We start from the raw sequence: 19,666 nt of genomic DNA, 5'->3' as shown, positions 1-19,666 counted from the left end.
AAACTTCTCCATGTCCTTGCGTCTTCGTCCGATTACCTTCGCGCTGCTGATTGCCGGCCTCTCCGGCCAGGCTCACGCCACCGACCTCCTGCAGGCCTACGATCTGGCACGCCAGAGCGACCCGCAGTTCGCCGCCGCCGAAGCGCAGAAGAACGCGCAGGGCGAAGGCGTCGTGCAGTCGCGCGCCGCCCTGTTGCCGCAGATCAGCGCTGACGTCACCTTCAACGACTCGCGCGGCCGCAGCAGCGGCAACCAGGTCTTCGCCGGTTCGGCCACGCCGATCAACTCGACGTATTCGGAAAATCGCAGCCGCGGCTCGGGCGTCAACGTCCAGCAGAGCCTGTACGACCATTCCAACTACACGCGCCTCGGCGCGAGCAAGGCGCGTGCGCGCCAGGCCGATGCGCAGTTCGATGCGTCCGCCGACGCCCTTATCGTCCGCGTCGCCGATGCCTACTTCAACGTGCTGACCGCGATCGAGACGCTCGCGTCCGCACGCGCCGAAGAGCGCTCGGTCAAGCGCCAGCTCGACCAGGCTGAAAAGCGTCTGGAAGTCGGCCTGGCCCCGATCACCGACGTGCATGAAGCCCGCGCGCGCTACGACAGCTCGCGCGCCACGGCGATCTCCTCGGCCAATGCGCTCGACGACGCCTACGAAGCCCTCGCGGAAATCACCGGCCAGCCGATGGAAAACCTCAAGGGCCTGTCGACCGACTACCGCCCGGCGACGACCGACACGCGGTCGGCCGAGGAGTGGGTGCAGATCGCCCTGTCGACCAATCCGACCCTGCGTTCGTACCAGGAAGCGCTGACCGCCGCCGAGAAGGACGTGTCGACGGCACGCGCCGCGCATTTCCCGACCCTGGCCGCGAGCGCCGGCTACGGCGACGATGCCAACTGGGGCGACAGCGTGCGTCGCACCCTGCCCGCGTCCTCGCCGATCAGCTCGGGCAGCTCGAGCACGAGCTCGCGCTTCGGCCTGACCCTGAGCATTCCGATTTTCAGCGGCTTCGCCACGCAGTCGCGCGTGCGCCAGGCCAACTATCAGCGTGACGCCGCCGCCGACCAGCTCGAGCAGCAGAAGCGCGCGATCACCCGTCAGACCCGCGGCGCCTACCGCTCGCTGGTCGCGGGCCAGGCCGAAGTCGAAGCGCGCCGTCTGGCGGTCGTCTCGGCGAAGGCCGCGTACGAAGCCGGCGAAGCGGGCCTGGAAGTGGGCACGCGCACGATCGTCGACGTGCTGATCGCGCAGCAGGCCCTGTTCGCGGCGCGCACCGAGTACGCGCGGTCGCGCCACGCCTATCTGGTCAACGAACTGCGCCTGAAGCAGGCCGCTGGCATCCTGGAAGCCTCCGATCTGGAAGCGACCAATCGCTCGCTGGTCGCCAATGCCAATGACTCGCTGGACCAGGCCGACAAGCCCTGATCGAGGTCGCCATCGCAAGACGAAAAACCCGGCTACGGCCGGGTTTTTTTATGCGTGGCCGGGGCGCGATTCAACCGACCGGCAAATGCGCTTCAACCAGCTCGAGCGTGCGTGCGAGCGCGCCACGTTCGGCCGCGATGCGCAGACGACCGGCCTCGCCGCGGCGTCGGCAATCGATGGGATCGCCGATCGCCGTGCGCAGCGCACGCACCAGCGTGTCGGCGCCGTCGATGCGCTGCACGGCTTCGACCTGCACGAGCAAGGCGGTGATCTCGGCAAAATTGTAGGTGTGCGGTCCCACCAACGCCGGCACGCCGAGCGCGGCCGGTTCAAGCAGGTTGTGCCCGCCGATGTCGTCGAGACTGCCGCCGACGAAAGCGATGTCGGCAGCGGCGTAGAAGGACATCAATTCGCCCAGCGTGTCGATGACGAACACGCTCGTTGACGGATCCGGCTGGCCATCGGCACGGCGCGCGCGCACGGCGAAGCCGGCGCGTTCGCTCGCCGCGATGACCGCCGCGAAACGTTCCGGATGCCGCGGTGCCCAGAGCAGCAAGGCGCCCGGATGATCGGCGAGCAATTGCCGGTGCGCGTCGAGCACGATGTCTTCTTCGCCCGGATGCGTGCTCGCCGCGATCCACACCGGACGCTCGCCCCAATGCCCGCGCCAGGCGCGTCCCTGCTCGACGATGCCGTCGGGCAGGGGCAGGTCGTACTTGAGATTGCCGGTCACCTGCACGATCGCCGCCGGTGCGCCGAGCTGGCGATAGCGCTCGGCATCGGCCTGCGATTGCGCAGCAACATGCGCGACCGCCGACAGCGAGCTGCTGAGCAGGGAACGAAACGGCCGGTAACCGCGCAGCGAACGCTCGGACAGGCGTGCGTTGGCGATGATGATCGGGATGTGGCGCCGATGCAGTTCCGCGAACAGGTTCGGCCAGATCTCGGTCTCCATCACGATCGCCACGCGCGGCCGGAAGTGCTCAAGGAAATGCCGCACCGCGCCCGGCAGGTCGTAAGGCAGGTACACATGCCGCACGGCCTCACCCCAGAGCGCCTGCGCGCGTGCCGATCCGGTCGGCGTCGTCGTGGTGATCAGCAAGGCCAGATGCGGATGCCGCTGGCGCAGGGCCGCGACCAGGGGCGCGGCGGCATTGACCTCGCCGACCGAGACCGCATGCAGCCACACGCTCTCGATCAGCCCGTCGCCGCGATAGAAGGCGAAACGCTCGCTCCAGCGATCGAAGTATTCCTTCTGGCGCAGGCCGCGCCAGATCAGGTAGTACAACGAAAACGGCAGCGCGAGCCGGCTGACCAAGGAATACAGGCCGCGCAGCAGCCGTTGTCCCATCGATTCATGCATGGGCGCAGGATAGCCGAGACGCTAGACTCTGTCCGTGCCCGCACCCTCCGAAAACCGCCTGTCGCCCCCGCCGCTGACGCTGCGCTCGCTGCCCGCCTGGATCGGCATCGCGTTCGGCTGGACGCTTGCGCGCTGGCCCTGGTGGCTAGCGCGGCGCGCCGGCGTCGCCCTGGGCTGGCTCATGCGCGTGACCATGATCGCGCGCGGGCGCGTGGCGCGGCGCAATCTGGCGCTGTGTTTTCCCGAGCGTGACGCTGCCGCGCGCGAGGCGCTGTGGCGCGCGAGCTTCCGCTCGCTGGGCATTTCCGTATTCGAATTCCTGCGCGCCTGGTGGGGCCCGCTGCCGCCGCTCGATGACGGCGTCGAGATTCTTGGTTTGGAACATCTGCGCGCCGCACAAGCCGGTGGCCGCGGCGTGATCATGGTCTCGCCGCATCTGACCACGCTGGAAATCAGCGTGCGTCTGCTCAGCCGGGCGGTCGCGCTGGCCGGCATGTATCGCCCGCACGAATCGCCGGCGCTGGAGTGGGCAGTCAAGCGCGGCCGCCTGCGCTACACGCTGGCGATGTACACGCGCGACGAGCTGCGTCCGTCCCTGCGTCACCTCAAGAACGGCGGCGTGCTGTGGTTCGCGCCCGATCAGGAAACCCGGCGCGGCGAAAGCGTGTTCGTGCCCTTCTTCGGCCAGCCTGCCTGGAGCCTGACTTCGACGCACCAGCTGGCGCGCCTGTCGGGCGCGGCGGTGCTGTCGCTGTACTACGAACGCTTGCCCGATGGCCGCTATCGCATCGAGATCGGTCCGGCGCTCGCCGATTTCCCCGGCACCGACGCCATCGCCGACACCGCACGGATCATGGCGCTGATGGAGCAGCTGATCCGGCGCGCGCCCGAACAGTATTTGTGGGTGCACGATCGCTTCAAGCGCCAGCCCGGGGTGACGTCCGCGCCTTGAATCAATAGACCGGGGCCTGACCGTCGGGACGCGTCTTGAACCGGCGATGCACCCACAGGTATTGCTCGGGATGTTCGCGCACGACGGCTTCGAGGCGATGCATGTAGATCGCGGCCGCGTCTTCAGGCGCAGCGTTCTGCCAGTCGGTCCACGGTGCATCAATGCGCAAGTGATAACAACCATCCTCCGCGCGATGAAACCAGAACGGCAGCATCTGCGCCTGGGCGCGCCGCACCAGTTCCGGAGTCGTGGTCAAGGTCGCGGCCGGCACACCGAAAAACGGGACGAAAGCATTCTGGTAGGTGAAATTCTGGTCCGCCGAATACACCACCGGCTCACCCGCCTGCAGGGTTCGCAACAGCCCGCGAACGTCCTTCTTGGCCAACGTCGGGCCGAACACACGCGCGCGCGCCTGCTCGAAAACCTGTTCCAGGCAGGCGCGGTTGTGCCGGCGGATCACGGTGCGCACCGGCCGCCCGAGCGCCTCCGACAGCAGACGCACGGCAAGTTCGGTATGGGTGAAGTGCCCGGTGAACAGCAGCACGCCACGACCCTCGACAAGCACGGACTGAAGCCGCTCCAGACCTTCGATGCGCACCAGGCCGCGCAGTGCCTGCGACGGCGCATACCACGCGCGCAGCAATTCCAGGGCGCCGGTCACCGTGGCGCGCAGATTCGCGCGCAGCAGCGCATGCTGCTGCGCCGGGGCGAGCTCGGGGAAACACAGGGCGATGTTTCGGCGTGCCGTGCGCCGGCGCGACGACAGCAGCGGCGTCAACACCCAGGACAGGCCCGCACCCAGCGCCAGGATCGCGCGCTGCGGCAGCCGCGCGATCAGGCGTGCGCTCCAGACCAGGGGCACCAGACCCAGGCAGCGCACTCAGTCGCGCTCCTGGCGTTCGGCCTCCACTTGCTTGGCCAGTTTCAGGAAGGCGTAGAAGCCCTGCACGCGCGCGGCGAAAAAACCCGCCCAGCCGTTGAGGAAATAGCGCTTGCCCACGTAGAAACGCCAGAACACGAACGCCGGATACACGAGTAGGCGCAGACTGCGCAGACGCGGCCGGCGCGCCCGCTTGTACGCGACCAGCCCGCTGGAATACCGGTTGACCTTGTCCACGCGTACCGCGATCCCGGTTTCGCCGAAGTGGCGGAACGGCGCGTCGAGATCGTGCACGCGGCCGCGTACCTCCGGCGCCGCGTGCACGGGCACGGCGTTCATCGCGGCAAGCGCGCGCCGGAACAGGCGCAGCTGCCAGTTCGGTCGCGTTCCGGCATGCGGCCAGCGCCAGAACAGCCATTCCTGTCGCGGCAGCCGATAGCCGTCGGCGCGCGGCGCCTGCAGTTCGGCCACGATCGCCGTCTGTCCGGCCGGCGTGAGATGTTCGTCGGCATCGAGCAACAGCACCCATTCGTGCGCGGCCTTGTCGATCGCCGACTGTTTCTGCGGGCCGTAACCCTTGAACGATTCGATGAACACACGCGCGCCGTGACGCTCGGCGATCGCCCGCGTGTCGTCGGTGGAATCGGAATCGAGCACGATCACTTCGTCGCAGAACGCCAGACTCGCCAGGCAGGCGTCCAGCGTCGCGGCATTGTTGAAGGTGGTGACGACGGCGCTAAGCATCGGCGGGCACCGGCGCCGCGACTTCGTCGTCGATCGCAAACAGCGCGCCGGCGTACATCGCGGCGAGCAGCAAGGTCACGCCGCCCCAGAACGTCGAATAGAACGCGAGATGGGTATTGAGCGGGAACAAAGTTACCGCCAGCGCGAGCGCCGGCGCGGCGGCGCGTTCGCGCGAGGCCGGCAAGGCCCAGCGCCACGCGCGGATCGCCAATGCCGCGCCCATCAGCCACAGCAGCAGGCCGATCGCGCCGGTTTCGCACAGCACTTCCAGCAACAGCTGGTGCGCATGCAAGGCACCACCCTGCCCCTGCGACAACCACGGATCGTCGGGCGGCGCGTAACGCGGATACAGCTCGCGGAAACCGCGCACGCCGACGCCATTGACCGGGTGATCGAGGAACATGCCCGTCGCCGCACGCCAGATGCTGATGCGGCCCGACAACGCCTGATCGAGACCGTCGACATCGCCATTGAGCACTTCGCCGGTGCGTTCGAGACGACTCTCGAACTGCGTGGAAAAACTCAGGGCCAGGGCCGAGGCGACCACCAGACCCGCACCGAGATAGATCAGCAGACGACGGCGACCGAAGCGCTGCCAGCCGCAGACTGCCAGCACGATGCCGTAACTGAGCCAGGAAGCGCGCGAGCCGGCCAGCAGGATCACCAGCCCCAGCACGAAGGCCAACAACAGCCAGCCGAGGTCACCACCACGGCGGCCGAGCAGATCGAACGCGAACGGCGACAGACTGGCGAGCACCAGACCGAGTTTGAGATTGCCGGCGCCGAAGACGCCGCTGAGCCGGTCGGAGGTATTGGGTCCGCCAAGGCTGACGCCGCTGACCGCTTGCACCGAGGCATCGAGCGACCACAGCAGCACAATCACACCGATACCGGCGAACACGCGTCGGCGACCGCGCCCCTGCGCGACCGCCATCGCAACCAGCCACAGGAACGGCAGATAGCGCAGATCGACGAGAACCTCGGCCCAGGCATGCGCACGATCGACCGCATCGAACGCGGAAAACAGCTCGGGCAGCCAGTAACAGAAGAACAGCGCTGTCGACAGCGCCCAGGCTTCGCGACTGATCAGCGAGGTGCCGTCGCGGAAACGCGACCAGGCCAGGATCGCGATGCCCGAGATCGCGCCCAGGCTCAGCACCAATTCCGCAGGCCCCACTGTCGGCCACAGCGCCACGAAGGCCAGCACCGCGAACGGCGCCCAACGGAAACGGGAGAGATCAGGCCACCAGCGATTCATAGACCTTCAAGGTGCGCGCCTGCATGTCGGCGAGAGTGTCGGGCAGTGTATCGGGCAAGGCCGGTGCTGCGGTCAGCCAGCGCGCGGCGGTCTGCGCCAGCGCGTCTTCGTCGCCGACGGGCAAGGCGCTTTCCGGCAACCACGTCCGCAAGCTGTCGCCGACGCCGCCGTGATCCCAGCCCAACACCGGGCGACCGCTCGCGAGGGCTTCGAACACCGTGCGACCAAACGCTTCCGGACGCGTGGACAACTGCAGGACGAGATCGCAGGCGGCATAGGCACCGGCGACGTCCGACTCCGGCGCCGTGATCGCCAGTGCCTGGGCGACGCCCAGACGCGCCGCCAACGCATCGAGCTCGGCCAGATAGTCCTCGCGGCCGCGCTCGCGTGCGCCCAGCAACCAAAGCCGCGCGTCGATGCCGCGTGCGTGCAAGGCGGCGAGCAGGCGGATCGCCGTCGCATGGCCTTTGAGTCGCGTCCCACGCGCCGGCAGCAGCAAGCGCTTTTCGCCGGCCAATGCCGGCCACCGCTGCGTCACGCGCGCGATCGCCGCCGCATCGGGCCAAGGCGCGCGCGGAAACTGCCGCGGGTCGACGCCGCGTTCGATGACCACGAGTTTTTCCGGATCGGTGTGCGGCCACTGCCGCAGCACATGCCGGCGCACGGTCTCGGACACGCAGATCACGCGTTCACCGCGGGTCATTACGCCCGAATACCGGCCCGGCGAATTCAGTCCGTGCACGGTGGTCACGAAGGCCGGTCGCGACGCCGGCGGCGCGCGCAGCGCCAGGCGCGCCAGCCAGGCCGGCAGGCGCGAGCGCGCATGCACGATATCGGGCTGCAGTTGCACGAACAGCCGCCGCAGGCTCGCGATGTGGCGCAGGGTCGTCAGCGATTTGCGGCCGATCGCCAGAACGATATGTTCGCTGCCTTGCGCGACGAGTTCCGGCACCAGGCGACCGCCGGCGGAAATCACCACGGAACGATGACCGGCGGCGACCAGGGCGCGGGCGATTTCCATCGTGCTGCGTTCCACGCCGCCGCTGTCGAGCGCGGGCAGCAACTGCACGACGGTGAGGCGGCGCATGCGCCGGGCTGCGCCCTTAGTCCTTCAGGACGAACAGCGCGCCGCAGTACGGGCACGTGGCCGACCCGGTCGCCTCGATGGGCAGGTAGACGCGCGGATGCGAATTCCACACGGCCATCGCCGGCGTCGGGCAGGACAGGGGCAGCGCGTCGCGGGTGACTTCATAGCGCCGCTCGGTATTGGCCGGGGCAGACTCGGTGCGCGACATGGGCGGACTTCCGGTGAAAACAGGCCGGCATTTTACCCCGGCCCCGCCCAAGACGGCAGACACGGACGCAAAAAGGCCCGACCCACGACGGGCCGGGCCTTCGGGGACCGCCAGCGGACTTATTTGCTGGCCGGCGCCGGGGCGGCGACACCCGCTTCGAGGGTGATCGCGATCTTGATCTCGTCGCTCACCGCCGGCGTGTACTTGGCGATGCCGAAGTCGCTGCGCTTGATGGTGGTCGTCGCATCGAAACCGGCGGCCGGGGTCTTCTTCATCGGGTGGTCGCCGACCAGATTCACGGTCACGGCGAGCACGACGGGTTTGGTCACGCCGTGGATGGTCAGGTCGCCGGCGACGTTGAGCTTGCCTTCACCGGCCGCGGTCACCGACGTGCTCTTGAAGGTCGCGGTCGGATACTGCGCGGCGTCGAAGAAATCCGGGCTCTTCATGTGCTCGTCGAGCTTGCCCACGCCCGTGCTCAGGCTGGCGATCGGAATCTCGACCTGGATCGTCGACTGGGTCGGATCGGCGGCATTGAAATCGAAGCTGCCGGTGACCTGGTCGAAGCGACCGGTGATATGCGACAGACCGAAGTGGTTGTAGGTGAACTGGACCTGGGTGTGGCTGCCGTCGATCTTGTAGTCGGCCGCGGGGGCGCCGGCGACGAAGCCGAAGGTCAGCAGGGCGGCGAGCAGGGTGCGTTTCATGGGTGTCTCCTTGGAGTGGATCAGTCGATGCGGCAGGCTTCGTCGAAGTCCAGGCGCGGGGAACGCGGCGACAGCGACGCGGGGTCGCCATAGCCGAGGTTGATGAGGAAATTGGAACGGATCTGGGTGCCGGCGAAAAACAGCTGGTCGAGCTTGGCATTGTCGAAACCCGACATCGGCCCGCAGTCCAGGCCGAGCGCGCGCGCGGCCAGGATCACGTAGCCGCCTTGCAGGGTGCCGTTGCGGAACGCGGTCACGTCGATCGACGGCTGGTTGCCGACGAACCAGCTGCGCGCATCGGCGAAGGGAAAGAGCTTGGGCAGCTTCTCGTAGAACTCGTGGTCGTTGCCGATGATCGCCGTGACCGGCGCGGCCATCGTCTGCTCGACATTGCCCGCATCCAGGGCCTGGCGCAGCTTGGCCTTGGCTTCGGGCGTGCGCACGAACACGATGCGCGCCGGCGAACAGTTGGCGCTGGTCGGGCCCATCCGGGCCAGCTCGTAGAGCCGGCGCAGCAGGTCGTCGGTGACGGGACGATCGATCCAGGCCTTGGCGGAGCCGCGGTAGGTGCGGGCGTTGCGGAACAACTGGTCGAGCGCGGACGCGTCGAGTACCTCGGACATGCGGTTCTCCGAATCGGGGGCTGCCACCCTAAGTGGCCGGCGATGAAGGAAGTGTAGGGTCTTTATTATCGGAACAAAGACGGGGTTTTGAAACGAATCGTTGTGAATCCAGCAACGGCGGGGCTTTGCTACCCTCTGCCGATGTCCGAATCTCCCGATGTCTGCTGGGTCCTGCACGACGGCGCGGCCGGCAATCGCCGGCAGGCGCTTGCCCTCGCCGCCGCCCTGACCTTGCCGACGCGGGAATGGTCACTGCGCCTGGATCTGCCGTATCGCTGGGTGTCGCCGCAGGTCTGGCCCGGCAGTGCCGGCGGCTTCGATGCCGGCTTCGCCGCTGCACTGCGCACGGGACCGATGCCGACGCTGGCGATCGGCTGCGGCCGCCTCGCCGCATTGGCGACGCGGCTGCTGCGCGCGCGCGGCGTGCGCGTGGTGCAGATCCTCAACCCGCGCATCGATCCCACGCACTGGGACGTGGTCGTCGCGCCGGAACACGACCGTCTCGCCGGCGCCAACGTGCTCACGCTGACCGGCAGCCTGTCGCCGGTGGACGAACCCTGGCTCGCGCAGGCGCGCCGCGATTTTCCCGCGCTGGGCGCCTTGCCCGGACCACGCACCGCCGTGCTGCTCGGCGGGCCGACGCCGGCCGTTGCCTTCGGCCGCAGCGCCTTCGAAGTGCTGGCGAGCAAGCTCGAATACACGCTCGCGCGCGATGGCGGCAGCGTGATCATCTGCGGCTCGCGGCGCACGCCGCCGGAACTGCACGCGCTCGTGCACGCGCGCTACGGCGAAACCCCGGGCCTGGTCTGGATGGCGCCGCGCGACGGCGCCAATCCCTATGCCGGCGCGTTGGCCTGGGCCGATCGCCTGATCGTCTCGCCCGATTCGGTGAACATGATTTCCGAAGCCTGTGCGACCGACAAACCGGTCTACGTCGCCGAGCCCGGTCGCGCGAGCGGACGAATCCGCGACTTCCTGCGTTCGCTCGAAACCCGCGGCCGCCTTCGTGCGCAGGAGCGCGTGCTGGAACCGTTCGCGGTCACGCCCCTGCGGGAAACCCCGCGCGTGGCCGCACAACTGCGCGAGTATCTCAGCCTGGACTGAAGCTCAGGCCGTGTGCGTAGCAAGCGGCGCTGATCGCCGCGCGCGCCAGGGTCAGCGCATCGTCTTCCACGCACAGGCGCGGCCGCAGATCGAGCGTGCAATCGAGCGACCGGGACACGAGCACCTCGTGCGCAGCGAGCAAGGCTGACTTCTCGGCGTCGTCGATGCCGCCGACGGCCGCGAGCGCGGCGAGCAGGCCCGGGCTGTCGGTCGCGTCGGCGAGCGCGGGATGGGTCGCGGCGAGTTCGAGCACGCGCGCCTGCAACAGGAATTCCAGGTCGACCAGGCCGCCCGGGCCTTGCTTGAGGTCGAAACGGCGCGCATCGCTGCGATCGAGTTCGCCGCGCATGCGCGCGCGCATCGCGATCACTTCGCCGCGCAGCACCTGCGGATCGCGCACGCGCGTGAGCACCTCGCGGCGGATGCGTTCAAAGCCCTGCTGCACGCTCGGCGCGCCGGCCACCGCGCGCGCGCGCACCAATGCCTGCTGCTCCCAGGTCCAGGCCCGGTGCGTCTGGTAATCGGAAAAACTCTCCAGCGTCGACACCAACAGGCCTTTTGCACCGTCCGGTCGCAGACGCACATCGGCCTCGTACAAACGCCCCGCCGCCGTCACGGTGCCGAGCAGGCTGACGAGTTTCTGCGCGAGCCGCGCGAAATAGCGCGAGGCCTCCAGCGGCCGCGCGCCGTCGGACACTTCATCGCCGCGCGCGTCGTGCAGGAACACCAGATCCAGATCCGAGCCGAAACCGAGTTCGCGGCCGCCGACGCTGCCGTAGGCGATCACGGCGAAGCCGGCGCCGGCGATGTCGCCGTGCGTGCGACGCATGTCGCGCTCGGCCAGCGCCCAGGCGGCCTGCAACAGCGCCTGCGCGAGCACGGCCAGCTGCGCGGCGCTGGTCGGCGCCGGCTGCCGTTGCGCGAGCGCGGCCAGGGCGATGCGGAAGGACAGGCTCTGGCGGATTTCGTTGAGGACCGACAAGGCGGACTCGGTGTCGTCGACCGCGATCGCCTGGCTGTCGTGTGCGATGCGCGCCTGGATGTCGGCGTCGGTGATCTCGCCGGTGACCAGGCGCGCGTCGAGCAATTCGTCCAGCAGCAGCGGATGCTCGGCCAGTCGTTCGGCCATGAGCGCACTGCGCGCGGTGACGTCGACCAGACGCGCGAGTGCGATCGGTTGTTCGTCTAGCAGGGCCAGGTAACTCGTGCGCCGGGTGATCGCCTGCAGCAGCGTCAGGCCGCGCGGCAGCGCCGCATCGGGCGCGCTGGACGCCGCGCTCGCTTCGATCAGGGCCGGCAGCACATGGTCCAGGCGCTGACGCCCGCGTTCGGACAGGCTGCGCACGGCCGGCGACTGGGCGAAATCGCGCAGCCGCGCGTGATGCGCGTCGGCGTCGGCGAATCCGGCGTCGGCCAGGACCTGCGCCTCACCACCGGCCGGCAGGCCGCGCCAGTATTGCGCCAGCGCGTTCGGCGTGGCCTTGCGTCGACGCGACTGCAGCAGCCCGTCGAACGCGGCCGACACCACGGCACGCTGCGCGTCCAGCGCCGTCATCATCGCGGCGGTATCGGGATAGTCGAGGGCGCGCGCGATGCGCTCGCGCACCAGGCCCTCTTCGGGCAAGGCATGCACCTGCTGGTCGGCGAGCATCTGCACGCGGTTTTCCAGGCGGCGCAGGTGGCGGTAGGCGTCGGTGAGGGACTGCGTGGTGGCGGGGTCGAGGTATCCGGCATCGGCCAGACACTGCAGCGTCGCCAACAAAGAACGCTGTCGCAAACTGGGCTCCCGCCCGCCGCGGATCAGCTGCAAGGCCTGGGCAAGGAATTCGACTTCGCGGATGCCGCCGGGACCGAGCTTGAGATGATCGGCGAGTTCGCGCTTCTGTACTTCGGCGTCGATGAGCGCCTTCATTTCGCGCAAACCGTCGAGCGCCGAGTAGTCCAGATAGCGGCGATAGACGAAAGGCCGCAGGGTCTCCAGCAGACGTTCGCCCGCGGCGATGTCGCCTGCGACCGGCCGCGCCTTGATCCAGGCATAGCGTTCCCAGTCGCGGCCTTCGCGCTGGTAGTACTGCTCCATCGCGGCGAAGCTCAGCGCGATACGGCCCGAGGCGCCGAACGGCCGCAGACGCAGATCGACGCGGTGGCTGAAGCCTTCTGCGGTGACCTCGCCGAGCAATTGCGCGAGTCGCTGGCCCAGGCGCGTGAAATAGGTTTCCGAATCGAGGGCGCGCGCGCCGTCGCTCTGGCCGTGCTCGCCGAAGGCATAGACCAGATCGATGTCGGAGGAAAAATTGAGTTCGCCGCCGCCGAGTTTGCCCAGGCCGAACACCACCAGGTCCTGTACCTCGCCGTCGGCATTGCGCACGCGACCGTGACGCGCGGCGAACTGCGCCGACAGGGCCGTCAGCGCCGCATCCAACGCCTGTTCGGCGATGCGGCTGCTGCCGGCGAGGGTGTCGTCGACCGAATCCAGGCCGGTGACATCGCGCCAGATCAGTCGCGTGGATTCACGCGCACGCCAGCGGCGCAGCAGGCCGGGCCAGTCGGCCTCGTGCTCGGGCAGCAAGGCCGGCGGCGCCGTCATCGGCGCGTCCAGACTCAGGCACAAGGCCGGTTGCCGGCAGAGGGTATCGACGGCGAAGTCGCTGGCGAGGGCCAGGCGAGCGAATTTTTCCGCTGGCCCTGGCTCCGCCAGGGCCTCGGGACAGGCCTGGCGCAGGCGCGCCAAGGCGCGGTCGCGCAACAGGGCGAGGGCGGGATCAAGGGCGGAGGTCATGCCCGGATTCTGGCATGGCGCTCAAAAAGAAAAGCCCGCAGCGCTGAGCAGCTGCGGGCTTTCCGCTCCCTCCCCCACGTCGGAAGCCGATCGCATCGTCACCGGGCCTCGGAAACGATGCACGTTGCAGTGCAGCAATTACAGCAGGAACCAGGTCACCATGCCAAGGAACATGCCCATGCTGACCACGTCGGTGATGGTGGTCAGGAAGATGCTCGAGGCCGTCGCCGGGTCCGCGCCCAGGCGCTTGAGCACCAGCGGAATCGTGGTGCCGGCGACGCCGGCGATCATGCAGCTGGTGGCCATGGCGATGGCGGTGATCAGGGCCAGGTACAGCGGCGGCTGCGCGCCGTGCTCGCGGCTGGCGACGATGTACATCGCCACGCCCGCGAGCGCGCCGGTCACCGAGCCGTTCATCAGGCCGAGCATGGCCTCCTTGCCGATCAGCGCTGCGACCTTCATGCCGCGCAGCTCGCCCAGGGTCATGCCCCGCAGCAGCACGGCCATCGACTGGCAGCCGAGATTGCCGCTCTGTCCGCCGAGCACCGGCAGGAACATCGCCAGCACGACGACCGAATTGATCGTGTCCTTGAAGATGCCCACGACCGCCGCCGACACGAACACCGTCAGCAGGTTGATCTGCAGCCACGGATGCCGGAACTTGAAGCTGCGCAGCAAGGGCGTCGCGAGACGCTCTTCCTTCTCGACACCGACCATCGCACCGGCCTGCGCCGAGATTTCGAAGGCCTGCTGTTCGAACAGCACCTGCCCGCGCACCTGGCCGACCAGGGTGCCGTCTTCCTCGCAGACCGGATACACCGGGAAATGGCGCGTGACGACTTCGCGCATCGCCTCGACCATGGTCATCTCGGGGCGCAGGAAGAACGGCGCCCGCAGCATCACCTCGTCCAGCGTCTGCGTGCGTTCGGCATAGAGCAGTTCGCGGAAGGCGGTGACGCCGATCAGGTGGTTCTGCGCGTCGATGACGAACAGGTAGGTGACCATGCGATTGCGGATCGTCTCGCGCAGCACGTCCACCGCGGTGGCGACGCTGGTGCCGCTGCGGAACACCGCCGGCGGATCCTCGAGCAGGCGGCCGACCGTGCCTTCCGGATAACGCTGCGCGTCGCTCCAGTCGGTGCCTGCGGGCGCAGCCTCCATGATGCGCGCGCGTGTGTCCTCGCTCATCGCCGCCAGGATGTTGTTGGCGCGGGCCGGCGGCAGGGACGCGAGCAGCTTGGCCACTTCGGCGGGGTCGCGGGCATCGAGCCGCTCGATCGCGGTCTGGGTGTCGAGGGCGGCGACCTTGTTGAGCAGGGCTTGAGCTTCTTGGCTCACGGGCACTCCGCAATCCGATGGGCGAGACCGCTAGGGTAGCGTATCGAGCGGCCAGTTCGGGCCGAAGCCCGCGACACCGGTGCGGCAACACCGGCGATTTGCCCAAAAAAAAGAAAGCCCCGCCTCACGGCGGGGTCCGGAGTGGCCGAGAGGCCGGGTCCGACCGGTCTATGCCGGTCTTGCCTTGGGTCATCGGATCAAAGAGGCGCGCGGTGCTCAAAACGATGCGCGCAACTCCAGACCCCATTGCCGGGGCGGCGAGATGTTCGCGGTCGGCGTGCCGAATACGCTCGTGGTGAGGTTGCCCACGCCGGTCACGTAGCGCTTGTCGAAAACGTTGTTGCCGAAAACCGCGACGCCCCAGCGGTCGTCCGGCGAGGTCCAGCCCAGACGCACATCGGTGCGTTGCTGGGCGGCATTGGACTGGAAGTTCGGGCTCGCCGAACACGTGCCTTGCAGCTGCGAGTCGCCGTTGCAACGACCCTTGCTGCGATAGGCGTGCAGCACCGACAGCTCGACGTCGCCGTGCGCGGTCATCCAGCGATAGTCGCCGCCGAGCGCGAACGACAGCGTCGGCTCGCCGGTCGGTTCGCCGGACAGATCCACGCCGGTCGAGGTGATCTTGTCCTTGTAGGTCGCGTCGATGTACGCCAGCGACGCCTGCAGGCCCAGGCCGTCGGTCGCCTGCCACTGCGCATCGAGCTCGAAACCCCAGGCCTGCTCGTCGCTGGTGTCGACCAGGTACTGCGGAATGCCCGAGCCCGAGCTGCTCGGATCCAGGCGGATTGCCTGCTTGTCCTTGTAGACGTAGTGATAGACCGAGCCGTTGAACTGCAGGCGTTGGCCGGGGAAGCGGCTCTTGAAGCCGGCCTCGTAGTTCCAGACGTCCTCGTTGTCGAAATGCGAGCCGACCTCGACGCTGTTGAAACCGCCGGCCTTGTAGCCCTTGGCCACCGAGCCGAACCACATCAGGTGTTCGCTGGCGCGATAGTCGAGCACGACGCGCGGACTGAAATCCTGCCAGGTGTCGCTGCGCTCAATCAGCGCGCCGTCGACGCCCGGCGGCAGCGCGAACACGATGTCCATGTCGAACACCGGTCGCAGCATGGCCAGCATCGGATCCATGCCGAACAGGCCCATCGCATCAAGCGTGGCCAGGGTCGCATCCAGGCCTGGCGCATAACGCGGTCCGTTGAACCAGCTGAAATGCTTGCTGTCGCGCGTGTAGCGCAGGCCGGTGGTCAGGTTGAGCTTGTCGTTGAGATGCCAGATCACGTCGCCGAACACCGCCTGCGACGTGAACCGGCCGTCGTTGTGCATCGATTCCTGCCAGCTATGCCCGAACACCGACAGCGGGATCGCGTTGTCGATGAGCACCTGCTGGAGGATCGAATAGGCCGGCAGGCCGGCGGTGTTGAGCAGCACGGTGTCCATGCTGTCGGTGAAGGCATTGGTGTCGCTGACCTGGCGCGCGTGTTCGCGGTAGTAGCTCACGCCCGCGACCCAGTCGATGCGCTCGTTCGCGCCGGAGAACTTGAACTCCTGGTACCAGCTCTGGTTCTTCTCGCGGTTGGCGGTGTCGAAATACAGATTGATGCGATTGGTGCCGTCCTCGTCCTCGCGGTTGACGGTCTCGAAACCGCGCCAGGCGGTCGTGGAAACGAAACTGCCCCAGTCGGTTTGATGGTCGATGCTGAGCGTGCCGCCATCGAAGCGACGCGATTCCTCGTTGCCGACCACGTCGTTGAACACGGGCGCCGAACGCGGATCCAGATACGTGGCCGGATCGGCCGGGTACGGCGGCAGTCCCGGATAGGCCGGCAAGGCGACCAGGCCGATGGCCGGGCGCGCGAGCTGGTCGATCGCCTCGTGGTCATAGCTAAGCAGCACCTGGGTTTTTTCGCTGGCATCCCAGCGCAGCACCGCGCGCGCGGCCCAGCTGTCATCGCCGTGATAGCGCTCGCCGGTCGCACTGTCGCGCAACCAACCGTCGCTGCGATTACTCAGCGCGCTCACGCGCAGCGCCATGTCCTCATTGATCGGCGCGTTGACCAGACCGTCGAGGTACTGGCGGCCGTCGTTGCCCCAGCGCAAACGCGCGCGGCCCTCAAACTGGTCGCCGGGTTTCTTGCTGATGATCGATACCGCACCGGCGGCGCTGTTGCGCCCGAACAGGGTTCCCTGCGGTCCCTTCAGCACTTCGATGCGTTCGACGTCGTTGAAGGCGAGCAGGGCGCCACCCGAGCGCGCGGCATACACGCCGTCGATGTACACACCGACGGCCGGATCGGTGCCGATGCCGAAATCACCGGTGCTGATGCCACGGATGGCATAACGCGGCTGGGTGGGACTGTTGTCGGAAATCTGCAGGCCGGGAATGAACGCGTCCATGTCCGACAGGTCGGTCGCCGCGAGTTGCTCGATGCGCCGGTCGGTGATGACCGTGACCGTGATCGGCACTTCCTGCAGGCTCTGTTCGCGGCTCTGCGCGGTGACAACGATCTCGCCCAGATCAGTGGCTTTCTTCGCGTCCTCGGCGGGCGCCGCGGCTTGCTGCGCGAAGGCGAAACCGGGCGAGAAACTCATCGCCACGCTGCCCAACAAGGCCAGACGCAGACCCTCGGCAAGTTTGTGGGTACGGATGGACATGCATTACTCCCCTGTGTGCAGAACCATGGTGATGTTGTCGGCGGGCGTAACCAGCGCGCAGCTGCCGGTTGTCGCGCCGATCCATTCGTTGATGAGGGCCACGCCCGCGTCGTGCCGCGTGCCGCGGCCGAGCTCGGGCATCATCGCGCCCGGATCGGTCGAGCCCATCCGGTAGGACAGGATCGATTCGCCGGGCTTGCCCGGCACGATGTCGAACAGGTGATTACCCGTGCCCTGCCCCGCCGCGACCGGCGGTTTGCACACGCCCAGACGCATCGTTTCGGTGGTGGCGCTGTCGAGCGTGAGGCCCGAGGTGTTTGCCGGACCTTTGGGGTTGTGGCAATGACCGCAGTTGATGTCCAGATACGCGCGCGCACGACGGTCCAGCGGCTGCGAGTCATCCTGCCAGTCGGCATTGCGCGGCAAGGCCGCCAAACCCGGCAGGCCGGTGAGATAGCCCAGATCGGAAAGATGCTTGAGCTGGTTCGCATCGCCATTCACGTAGGCGTAGTCGCGATTGAGGTGCCGTGCTTTCAGGCCGATCGGTTCGATCGCGCGCGCCTTGTTGTCGGTCGCGTGGCAGCCGGCGCACTGGTTCGCATTCGGCACGACATAGGTGAACTTCTCGCGGCGGCCGTCGTCGCGCAGAAGCTCCAGCGGTATTTCGTCGCCGGCACGCGCGAGCACGGCGTCGGTCTGTTCCGCGTTCCAGACATAGGGCAGCGCGATCCAGCCCTCCTGCCGGCGCACGAGCAGGCGCGTCTCGATCAAACGCACGCCGGCGAGCGGCAGCCCGTCGGCGGCAATCGCGTCGGCGCGGACGTCGGTGCCGCGCACGGTGTCGCCGTCGCCGCGCGCAGGCAACGGGTAATAGAAGGTCTTGCTGACGATCGTGCCGACCGGAAAATCGAACGGCCGCTCATTTTCGTAGCGCGCCGCCGTGCCGGCAGGCAGCCACAGCGTGCGCAGCTTGCGTGCGTAGTCACTGAACAGCGGCGTGTTGAGGTCGTACGGCACGACGCCGGCATTGAGCTGCAGGTGCCCGTCGGCGACCTGCAGCACATGCCAGTCGCTGAGCTTGGGCGGATTGCCCTGCGCGTGGAACTGCACCGGCGCCGGCGCGCGCGAGCACGCCGCCAGCGCCAGCAGCGCGAGCGCGCACAGCCCGGTGCGAATTCCCTGCAACGTCGTCGCACCGACCGGCATCGCCTGCATCACGCCTTCGCGGCCAGCACGACCGGCGGCAGTTTCGGCAGATCGCAATGGAACTGGCCGCTCACGTCGACCGGATTCTTGTACTTGTTCGGACCGTCGGCGTTGAGCATGCCCGCCTGGCCGTTCGCGATGCACAGGCCCGGGCCGGCCGGCTTGCCATCGACCTGACGATCCTTGTTGACGTAACCGTCCCAGAGAATGTCGGGCAGATGGCCGTTGAGGCCGTACATCGCCATGCGCAGGGCCTTCAGGTCCAGGCCGTCGGGCGACGCGCCGCCGCCCTTGAAGCGGTTGCCGTATACGTAAATGTCTTCGGGATACGGATCGAAACCGGCTTCGACGCCGCGACTGTTCATGTAGTTGGTCGAGAAGTAGCTCGAGATGATCACGTTCGCGGTGTCGTTGTCGGCGATGTCGTTGTCGAAGATCTCGACGCGGTCATTGGAATTGACCACCACGCCCGAACCCGCCGGCACGCTGGCGACTGCGGCACCCTTGGCAGCGAAATTGCCGAGATTGTTGGCCGTGACTTTGTTGTTGAACACACGCGTGCTGTGCCCGGCCTGCGAGAGGTTGGGCATGTTGAACACGAGGATGCCGCCGGTATTGCCGGTCGCGACGTTCTCGTAAACGTCGGCATTGACCGAGTTCTCGATCTCGATGCCGGCGACATTGCGCTCGGCGCGCGAGCGGCGCAGCACGATGTTCTGCGACTGGCCGACGTAGATGCCGGCGTCCGACGCGCCGATCGCGACCGAATCCTCGATGAGCACGTTCTTCGTCTTCACCGGATAGATGCCGTAGGCGCCGTTGCTGGTGCTCGGCCCGCCCGTCCATTCCACGCGCACGCCGCGAATGGTGATGTTCTCGCCTTCGTTGATCTTCAGGCCGTCGCCCTTGCTGTCCTCGATCGCGAGGTGCTCCAGGGTGAAGTCGCTGGCGTTGACCAACAGGCCCTCGGCGCCGCTGACCTGGCCCTTGAAGGAAAGAATCGTCTTGTCCATGCCGGCGCCGCGGATGGTCACGCCGCTCACGCGCAGGCTCAGGCTGCGGTCGAAGCGGTAGGTGCCGGCCGGGATCTCGATGACGTCGCCGGGCTTGGCGTCGATCAGGCGTTCGATGAGCTTGTTCTGGAAGTCGGTGTCCTGCGCGGTCCGGGCGACCGGTGCGCTGTCCTTGCCGCAGCCGGCGAGCAACGCCGCCACGATTGCCATTGGGAGAATCCTGCGCATCGAGCCGTCTCCTGTACCGCGTGGGGGACGGCCAGGCGAGCGCATCGGTGCCGTCGGACCCGCACGGCGCCGACGGCCCCTCCCGGCCGGTGACGTCCGAG

General features: G+C 67.8%; 16 protein-coding genes. 3 read left to right on the top strand and 13 right to left on the bottom strand.

All coding sequences use genetic code 11. The features are described 5' to 3' along the window. The first annotated feature begins 10 nt into the window (after positions 1-10). On the top strand, positions 11-1,426 hold the full coding sequence (locus G467_RS0114330; RefSeq protein WP_022970423.1) for a TolC family outer membrane protein: 1,416 nt from the start codon (positions 11-13) through the stop codon (positions 1,424-1,426). Between the two features lie 70 nt (positions 1,427-1,496). Here G467_RS0114330 and waaA read toward each other — a convergent pair whose 3' ends face one another. Further along, entirely contained in the window at positions 1,497-2,789 is a 1,293-nt protein-coding gene (gene waaA, locus G467_RS0114325; RefSeq protein WP_022970422.1) for a lipid IV(A) 3-deoxy-D-manno-octulosonic acid transferase, read from the bottom strand. A gap of 34 nt (positions 2,790-2,823) precedes the next feature. On the opposite strand from waaA, the gene G467_RS0114320 reads away from it, so the two are divergent. Continuing rightward, positions 2,824-3,741 (top strand): LpxL/LpxP family acyltransferase, encoded by a 918-nt coding sequence (locus tag G467_RS0114320; protein ID WP_022970421.1) that lies wholly within the window; start codon positions 2,824-2,826, stop codon positions 3,739-3,741. 1 nt (position 3,742) lies between these two features. On the opposite strand, the gene G467_RS17050 is transcribed toward G467_RS0114320, so the two are convergent. The 7 genes from G467_RS17050 to G467_RS0114285 all read right to left on the bottom strand — a co-directional run bounded on the left by G467_RS17050 (position 3,743) and on the right by G467_RS0114285 (position 9,248). Further along, on the bottom strand, positions 3,743-4,621 hold the full coding sequence (locus tag G467_RS17050; protein WP_022970420.1) for a lysophospholipid acyltransferase family protein: 879 nt from the start codon (positions 4,619-4,621) through the stop codon (positions 3,743-3,745). After that, positions 4,622-5,365 carry a glycosyltransferase family 2 protein gene (locus tag G467_RS0114310; protein WP_022970419.1) on the bottom strand — a complete coding sequence of 248 codons (744 nt, stop codon included), beginning with the start codon at positions 5,363-5,365 and terminating at the stop codon, positions 4,622-4,624. It lies immediately after the preceding gene. Beyond that, entirely contained in the window at positions 5,358-6,623 is a 1,266-nt protein-coding gene (locus G467_RS0114305; protein ID WP_022970418.1) for an O-antigen ligase family protein, read from the bottom strand. Before G467_RS0114305 ends, G467_RS0114310 begins: the two co-directional genes overlap by 8 nt. Then, complete coding sequence (locus G467_RS0114300) at positions 6,604-7,710, bottom strand: glycosyltransferase (protein WP_022970417.1); 1,107 nt, start codon at positions 7,708-7,710, stop codon at positions 6,604-6,606. Before G467_RS0114300 ends, G467_RS0114305 begins: the two co-directional genes overlap by 20 nt. A gap of 16 nt (positions 7,711-7,726) precedes the next feature. After that, the gene (locus tag G467_RS0114295; RefSeq protein WP_022970416.1) at positions 7,727-7,918 is read right to left on the bottom strand and encodes a zinc-finger domain-containing protein; all 192 of its coding nucleotides are present in this window, start codon (positions 7,916-7,918) and stop codon (positions 7,727-7,729) included. Positions 7,919-8,037: 119 nt separating this feature from the next. Next, positions 8,038-8,625, bottom strand: coding sequence for a YceI family protein (locus G467_RS0114290; RefSeq protein WP_022970415.1), 588 nt, complete (start codon positions 8,623-8,625; stop codon positions 8,038-8,040). A 20-nt stretch (positions 8,626-8,645) separates the two neighbouring features. Then, positions 8,646-9,248 (bottom strand): malonic semialdehyde reductase, encoded by a 603-nt coding sequence (locus G467_RS0114285; protein WP_022970414.1) that lies wholly within the window; start codon positions 9,246-9,248, stop codon positions 8,646-8,648. A gap of 141 nt (positions 9,249-9,389) precedes the next feature. Here G467_RS0114285 and G467_RS0114280 point away from each other — a divergent pair, with 141 nt between their 5' ends. Then, positions 9,390-10,352 carry a mitochondrial fission ELM1 family protein gene (locus tag G467_RS0114280; RefSeq protein ID WP_022970413.1) on the top strand — a complete coding sequence of 321 codons (963 nt, stop codon included), beginning with the start codon at positions 9,390-9,392 and terminating at the stop codon, positions 10,350-10,352. Here the strand turns inward: G467_RS0114280 and glnE are convergent. The 5 genes from glnE to G467_RS0114255 all read right to left on the bottom strand — a co-directional run bounded on the left by glnE (position 10,339) and on the right by G467_RS0114255 (position 19,565). Next, the gene (gene glnE / locus G467_RS0114275; protein WP_022970412.1) at positions 10,339-13,131 is read right to left on the bottom strand and encodes a bifunctional [glutamate--ammonia ligase]-adenylyl-L-tyrosine phosphorylase/[glutamate--ammonia-ligase] adenylyltransferase; all 2,793 of its coding nucleotides are present in this window, start codon (positions 13,129-13,131) and stop codon (positions 10,339-10,341) included. The genes G467_RS0114280 and glnE overlap by 14 nt on opposite strands. A 138-nt stretch (positions 13,132-13,269) precedes the next feature. After that, on the bottom strand, positions 13,270-14,469 hold the full coding sequence (locus G467_RS0114270; RefSeq protein WP_051130495.1) for a magnesium transporter: 1,200 nt from the start codon (positions 14,467-14,469) through the stop codon (positions 13,270-13,272). A 216-nt stretch (positions 14,470-14,685) separates the two neighbouring features. Next, positions 14,686-17,118: a TonB-dependent receptor gene (locus G467_RS0114265; RefSeq protein ID WP_022970410.1), complete on the bottom strand. Its 2,433-nt coding sequence runs from the start codon at positions 17,116-17,118 to the stop codon at positions 14,686-14,688. Positions 17,119-17,121: 3 nt separating this feature from the next. Continuing rightward, positions 17,122-18,381, bottom strand: a complete 1,260-nt coding sequence (locus tag G467_RS17045; protein ID WP_245559083.1) for an SO2930 family diheme c-type cytochrome — start codon at positions 18,379-18,381, stop codon at positions 17,122-17,124. Next, positions 18,333-19,565 carry a parallel beta-helix domain-containing protein gene (locus tag G467_RS0114255; RefSeq protein ID WP_026802721.1) on the bottom strand — a complete coding sequence of 411 codons (1,233 nt, stop codon included), beginning with the start codon at positions 19,563-19,565 and terminating at the stop codon, positions 18,333-18,335. The genes G467_RS17045 and G467_RS0114255 overlap by 49 nt, the downstream gene beginning before the upstream one ends. Between the last annotated feature and the right edge of the window lie 101 nt (positions 19,566-19,666).

The sequence above is a fragment of the Arenimonas oryziterrae DSM 21050 = YC6267 genome, from assembly GCF_000420545.1.
Classification (GTDB): Bacteria; Pseudomonadota; Gammaproteobacteria; order Xanthomonadales; family Xanthomonadaceae; genus Arenimonas; species Arenimonas oryziterrae.
This window is presented reverse-complemented; position numbering and strand designations above follow the sequence as displayed.

Excerpts from the sequence above, each read along its gene's own strand:
- G467_RS0114330 (WP_022970423.1), top strand. The coding sequence starts at position 11 with ATGTCCTTGCGTCTTCGTCCGATTACCTTCGCGCTGCTGATTGCCGGC.
- waaA (WP_022970422.1), bottom strand. The coding sequence starts at position 2,789 with ATGCATGAATCGATGGGACAACGGCTGCTGCGCGGCCTGTATTCCTTG.
- G467_RS0114310 (WP_022970419.1), bottom strand. The coding sequence starts at position 5,365 with ATGCTTAGCGCCGTCGTCACCACCTTCAACAATGCCGCGACGCTGGAC.
- G467_RS0114305 (WP_022970418.1), bottom strand. The coding sequence starts at position 6,623 with ATGAATCGCTGGTGGCCTGATCTCTCCCGTTTCCGTTGGGCGCCGTTC.
- G467_RS0114300 (WP_022970417.1), bottom strand. The coding sequence starts at position 7,710 with ATGCGCCGCCTCACCGTCGTGCAGTTGCTGCCCGCGCTCGACAGCGGC.
- G467_RS0114295 (WP_022970416.1), bottom strand. The coding sequence starts at position 7,918 with ATGTCGCGCACCGAGTCTGCCCCGGCCAATACCGAGCGGCGCTATGAA.
- G467_RS0114290 (WP_022970415.1), bottom strand. The coding sequence starts at position 8,625 with ATGAAACGCACCCTGCTCGCCGCCCTGCTGACCTTCGGCTTCGTCGCC.
- G467_RS0114285 (WP_022970414.1), bottom strand. The coding sequence starts at position 9,248 with ATGTCCGAGGTACTCGACGCGTCCGCGCTCGACCAGTTGTTCCGCAAC.
- G467_RS0114280 (WP_022970413.1), top strand. The coding sequence starts at position 9,390 with ATGTCCGAATCTCCCGATGTCTGCTGGGTCCTGCACGACGGCGCGGCC.
- glnE (WP_022970412.1), bottom strand. The coding sequence starts at position 13,131 with ATGACCTCCGCCCTTGATCCCGCCCTCGCCCTGTTGCGCGACCGCGCC.
- G467_RS0114265 (WP_022970410.1), bottom strand. The coding sequence starts at position 17,118 with ATGTCCATCCGTACCCACAAACTTGCCGAGGGTCTGCGTCTGGCCTTG.
- G467_RS0114255 (WP_026802721.1), bottom strand. The coding sequence starts at position 19,565 with ATGCGCAGGATTCTCCCAATGGCAATCGTGGCGGCGTTGCTCGCCGGC.